The sequence below is a fragment of the Accumulibacter sp. genome, assembly GCF_032229525.1.
Taxonomy (GTDB): Bacteria; Pseudomonadota; Gammaproteobacteria; order Burkholderiales; family Rhodocyclaceae; genus Accumulibacter.
Map to the genome: position 1 here is coordinate 1 of NZ_JAVTWB010000134.1, position 5,142 is coordinate 5,142.

Below are 5,142 nucleotides of genomic sequence, written 5' to 3' on the forward strand. Positions count from 1 at the left end.
GCCAGAAATGGATCGTTGGTGTAGTCGACCGGATGCATCTCGAGCATCGGATTGCGATGCATGAAGCGGTACAGCTTCTGCGAACCGAGGGCAAAGGTGGCGACCATTTTTCCCGGCAGGTAGGTCTTCTTGCGATTGGTCACCGCACCGCATTCGAGCAGCTTGAGGATGCCGTCCCCGATCATCTCGGTGTGGATTCCCAGATCGTGCTTGTGCACCAGTTGCATGACCACCGCGTCGGGGATGGCGCCATAGCCTATCTGCAGCGTCGATCCGTCCTCGATAATGTCGGTGACGTATTCGCCGATCGCTTCCTGCACCTTGCCGATCTGCGGCAGGCCCACTTCAAGCACCGGATCCTCGCTCTCGATGAGGCCGGCAATCTGCGAGACATGGACGTGACAGTTGCCGTTGGTAAACGGCACGTTCGGATTGACCTCGAGGATCACCACTCGTGCCATGCTGATCGCCGCCATGGTGTAGTCGGTGGCGAGGCTGATCGAGAAGTAGCCATGCTCGTCCATTGGCGAGGCCATGGTGAACACCACGTCGACGCGAATTTGCCGGTTCTTGATCAGCGACGGCATCTCTGAGAAATAGCTCGGCAGGTAATCGATCCAGCCTTCCTGGCCGCCGGCCCGGCTCGCGCCGCCAAAGAAGAAGGCGAGATGGCGGACATGGTCGACTGTCTCGGGGTCAAGATAGGCATATTTGCGCAGCGGCAGAATCTGTGCCACGGTCACCCCGTGAAAGTGCTGGCGCTGTTCGGAGAGCGCTGTCAGCAGGGTCGGCGGCTCGCCGACGCCGGTTGGCACACTGATCAAATCGCCATTCTCGACCAGACCCATGGCGTCCGCCGCAGTCATCTTCTTGCTCTGGTAAATCCGCTGGTAAATATCCGACATGCTTCATCCCCTCCGTGCCGTTGGCCAACAAACCGTGTTCCGGGATCCTACCGAAGCTACCCGGCCACGCTCATTTTTTTGGTGACGCCGTCGTGCGTGCTGTCTGCGCAGCATAAGCGACGAGACGCGCGGGCAGTGCGCGTCCCGCCAACCAATCCTGCAACCTACATGCTACGACGATACTGGCCGCCGACGTCGTAAAGCGCATTGGTGATCTGCCCGAGCGAACACACGCGGACGGCGTCGATCAGCACCGCGAACACATTGCCGTTGTCGATCACCGTTCGCTGCAGGCGTTCGAGCATGGCGCCGCAAGCTGGCGCGTTGCGCTCGTGGAAGTCGCGCAGGCGCTCGAGCTGTGACTGTTTTTCTTCCTCGGTCGAGCGCGCGAGCTCGATTTCGGGCTGCGCGTCGCCCTTCGGGTTGCGGAAGGTGTTCACGCCGACGATCGGGAACGAGCCGTCGTGTTTCTTGTGCTCGTAGTAGAGCGACTCTTCCTGAATTTTGCCGCGCTGGTAACCGGTTTCCATCGCCCCGAGGACACCGCCGCGCGACGCGATGGCTTCGAACTCCTTGAGCACGGCCTCTTCGACCAGATCGGTCAGTTCGTCAATGATGAACGAGCCCTGATTCGGGTTTTCGTTCATCGCCAGGCCCCATTCACGGTTGATGATCAACTGGATGGCCATCGCGCGGCGAACGGATTCTTCGGTCGGGGTGGTGATCGCTTCATCGTAGGCGTTGGTATGCAGGGAGTTGCAGTTGTCGTAAATGGCGATCAGCGCCTGCAGCGTGGTGCGGATGTCGTTGAACGACATTTCCTGCGCGTGCAGTGAGCGCCCCGAAGTCTGGATGTGGTACTTCAGCTTCTGACTGCGCTCACTGGCGCCGTACTTGTTCTTCATCGCCACCGCCCAGATGCGGCGGGCGACACGGCCGATCACCGAATACTCGGGGTCCATGCCGTTGCTGAAGAAGAACGACAGGTTCGGTGCGAAATCATCGATGTGCATGCCGCGTGCCAGGTAGGCCTCGGTATAGGTGAAACCATTGGCCAGCGTAAAGGCCAGCTGCGAAATCGGATTGGCGCCGGCTTCCGCGATGTGATAGCCGGAAATGGAGACCGAGTAGAAGTTGCGAATATCGTTGTGAACGAAGAACTCCTGAATGTCGCCCATCATCTTGAGCGCGAATTCGGTCGAGAAGATGCAGGTGTTTTGCCCCTGGTCTTCCTTGAGGATGTCGGCCTGGACCGTCCCGCGCACATTGGCCAGCACCCACTCGTGGATCTTCTGGATCTCGTCTTCGGTCGGCTCGCGGGCGTTGTCGCTGCGGAACTTGTCGACCTGCTGGTCGATCGCGGTATTGAAGAACATCGACAGGATGATCGGCGCCGGACCGTTGATGGTCAGCGACACCGAGGTCGTCGGTGCGCAAAGCTCGAAGCCGTCGAAGAGCACCTTCATGTCGTCGAGAGTGGCGATCGAGACGCCGGAGTTGCCGACCTTGCCGTAAATGTCAGGACGCGCGTCCGGGTCACAACCGTAGAGGGTGACCGAATCGAATGCGGTCGATAGCCGTTTGGCCGGCATCCCCTCGGAGACCCGCTTGAAGCGGCGGTTGGTGCGAAAAGCGTCGCCTTCGCCGGCGAACATGCGCGTCGGATCCTCGTTTTCGCGCTTGAAGGCAAAGACGCCGGCGGTGAACGGGAAGGAACCCGGCACGTTTTCCTTCATCAGGAAGCGCAGCACCTCACCGTCGTCCCGGTAGGTCGGCAACGATACCTTGCGGATGCGCGACCCGGAGAGAGAGGTGTTGGTCAGCCGCGTGCGGATTTCCTTGTCACGGATCTTGACCACGTACTCGTCCTGCGCATAGAGCTCGACGGTCTTCGGCCACATGTCGAGCAGCTTGGTTGCCCGGGCGTCGAGCTGTCCGCCCTTCCAGGCGATCAGTTCGTCGAAATCCCCAGCCGGCTTGCCGCGATCGACGAACAGTGCTTTCGCCGTGCGCAGCGATTGCCGCTGACGCGCGATCTCCGCCTGCTCGGCGGTATGGGCGTGGTAGTTGCGGACGGCCTCGGCGATCTCGGCCAGGTAGCGCACCCGCTGTGCCGGAACGACGGCCAACTGGTTCGATGATTGGCGGACGCCGACCGCTGGCAGCTTGCCCTTCTTGAGCTTGAGGCCGAGTTGTTGCAGGCTCGGCGCCATCGCCTGGTAGAGCGCGGTCACGCCGTCGTCGTTGAAGCGTGCGGCCATGGTGCCGAAGACCGGCATTTCGTCGGGGGCCTGGCCGAAGGCCTCGTGGTTGCGCTGATACTGTTTGCGCACGTCGCGCAGCGCGTCCTCGGCGCCCTTGCGGTCGAACTTGTTGATGGCCACGAAATCGGCAAAGTCGAGCATGTCGATCTTCTCCAGCTGTGACGCCGCGCCGAACTCGGGTGTCATCACGTACAGCGAGGCATCGACCAGCGGCACGATCGCCGCGTTACCCTGGCCGATGCCGGAGGTTTCGACGATCACCAGATCGAAGCCGGCCAGCTTGCAGGCGGCGAGGACTTCCGGGAGTGCCGCGGAGAGCTCGGAGCCGGTGTCGCGGGTGGCCAGGGAACGCATGTAGATGTTCGGATGCTCGATGGCGTTCATGCGGATGCGGTCACCGAGCAGTGCGCCACCGGTGCGCTTGCGCGAGGGGTCAATGGAGATGATCGCCAGCTTGATGCTGTCGCCCTGATCGAGGCGGAAGCGGCGCACCAATTCGTCGGTCAGCGACGATTTTCCGGCACCGCCGGTGCCGGTGATCCCCAGCGTCGGGACTTTCAGCCCGGCCGCCGCGTCGATGATGCTGGTGCGCAGCGCGGCGGGGTAGACGCCGTTCTCCAGCCCGGTGATGACCTGCGCCAGTTGACGGCGGTCGCCGGCTTTCAGGGCGCCGAGCACGGCGTCTGGTTCCTGCGGCGCCAGCGCCGAGAGGTCGAAATCGGCTTTCGCCGCGACGTCGTTGATCATTCCCTGCAGGCCCATCGATTGGCCGTCTTCCGGCGAGTAAACCCGTGCCACGCCGTAGGCGTGCAGTTCGGCGATCTCGCTTGGTACGATGACGCCGCCGCCGCCGCCAAAGACCTTGATGTTCTCGCCACCACCGGCCTTCAGCAGGTCGATCATGTACTTGAAGAATTCGACGTGCCCGCCCTGGTAGGAGGTGATGGCAATGCCCTGCACATCCTCCTGCAGGGCAGCGTTCACGATCTCCTGCACCGAGCGGTTGTGGCCAAGGTGGATGACCTCGGCCCCCGTCGCCTGGAGAATCCGGCGCATGATGTTGATTGACGCGTCGTGCCCGTCGAACAGGGAAGCAGCGGTGACAAAGCGCACTTTGTGCTGAGGCTTGTAGGGCAGAAGCTTCTTGGCAATGGAAAGGTCGGTCATCAGGTTCGCGCTCCACGGAAATCGGAAAGGTCCCGGATACAGGAAACTACACCGGGATGTACATGGTAGGAAGTTGTGCCCAATAAAGCCATTACTCGATACGCCTTCAACAGTGTAAATCTCGCCAACTTGAAATATCCTGTCAATACACGACCTTGCGCGAAGACCATGCCATACCCGGACAAGACTGCCAAGCAGGCTCCCCGTACGACCCCGGCACGCGCGACGGTGGCCATCGCCTTCGTACGGGGCATGCTGGCCGGTATGCAGCATGCGGGGCAGGACACGGCGCCGCTGCTCGAACGCGCCAATATCGCCCCGTCGCTGCTCAGCGACCCGACGGCCCGTGTTCCCGTCGATCGCTACGCGTCACTCTACAATCTGATCAACCATCAGCTTGATGATGAAGGCTTCGGGCTCTTTTCGGCCCCGATGCGTGTCGGTAGTTTCGAGTTCCTCTGTCGCGCCGGCATCACCGCCCCCACGCTGGCCGAAGTCATCGAGCGCAGTGTCCGCTTTCTGCGTCTGCTGCTCCCCGACCTGGCAGTCACCCTCGCGAGCAATTCCGAGCAAGCGCTTCTTCGTATCAGCGAAACCCGTCCATTGCCGATCGGGCGGGTCTTTGCCTTTGAATGGCTGTTGCGCCTGGTGCACGGACTGCTCTCCTGGCTGGTCGGGCGCAACATCGTTCTCGATTCCGTCGCCTTTCCGTACCCGCGCCCGGCGCACGCCGAGGACTATGCCCTGATTTTCACCGCGCGCTCGACATTCGACGCCGAGGCGCTCACCGCCAGCTTCGCTGCCAA

3 protein-coding genes are annotated in these 5,142 nt (G+C 61.8%); 1 reads left to right on the plus strand and 2 read right to left on the minus strand.

The genetic code is table 11. The features are described from left to right. Both RUW20_RS09285 and icmF read right to left on the minus strand, forming a co-directional pair. Window positions 1–905 (minus strand): acetyl-CoA hydrolase/transferase family protein (locus tag RUW20_RS09285; RefSeq protein ID WP_313951921.1); only part of this gene is annotated, 905 nt, incomplete at its 3' end. Window positions 906–1,069: 164 nt separating this feature from the next. Next, entirely contained in the window at window positions 1,070–4,336 is a 3,267-nt protein-coding gene (icmF, locus tag RUW20_RS09290; protein ID WP_313951922.1) for a fused isobutyryl-CoA mutase/GTPase IcmF, read from the minus strand. A 168-nt stretch (window positions 4,337–4,504) separates the two neighbouring features. On the opposite strand from icmF, the gene RUW20_RS09295 reads away from it, so the two are divergent. Beyond that, the coding region (locus tag RUW20_RS09295; RefSeq protein WP_313951923.1) for an AraC family transcriptional regulator at window positions 4,505–5,142 on the plus strand (638 nt) is incomplete at its 3' end.

Coding starts and splice junctions, on each gene's coding strand:
- icmF (WP_313951922.1), bottom strand. CDS start 4,336: ATGACCGACCTTTCCATTGCCAAGAAGCTTCTGCCCTACAAGCCTCAG.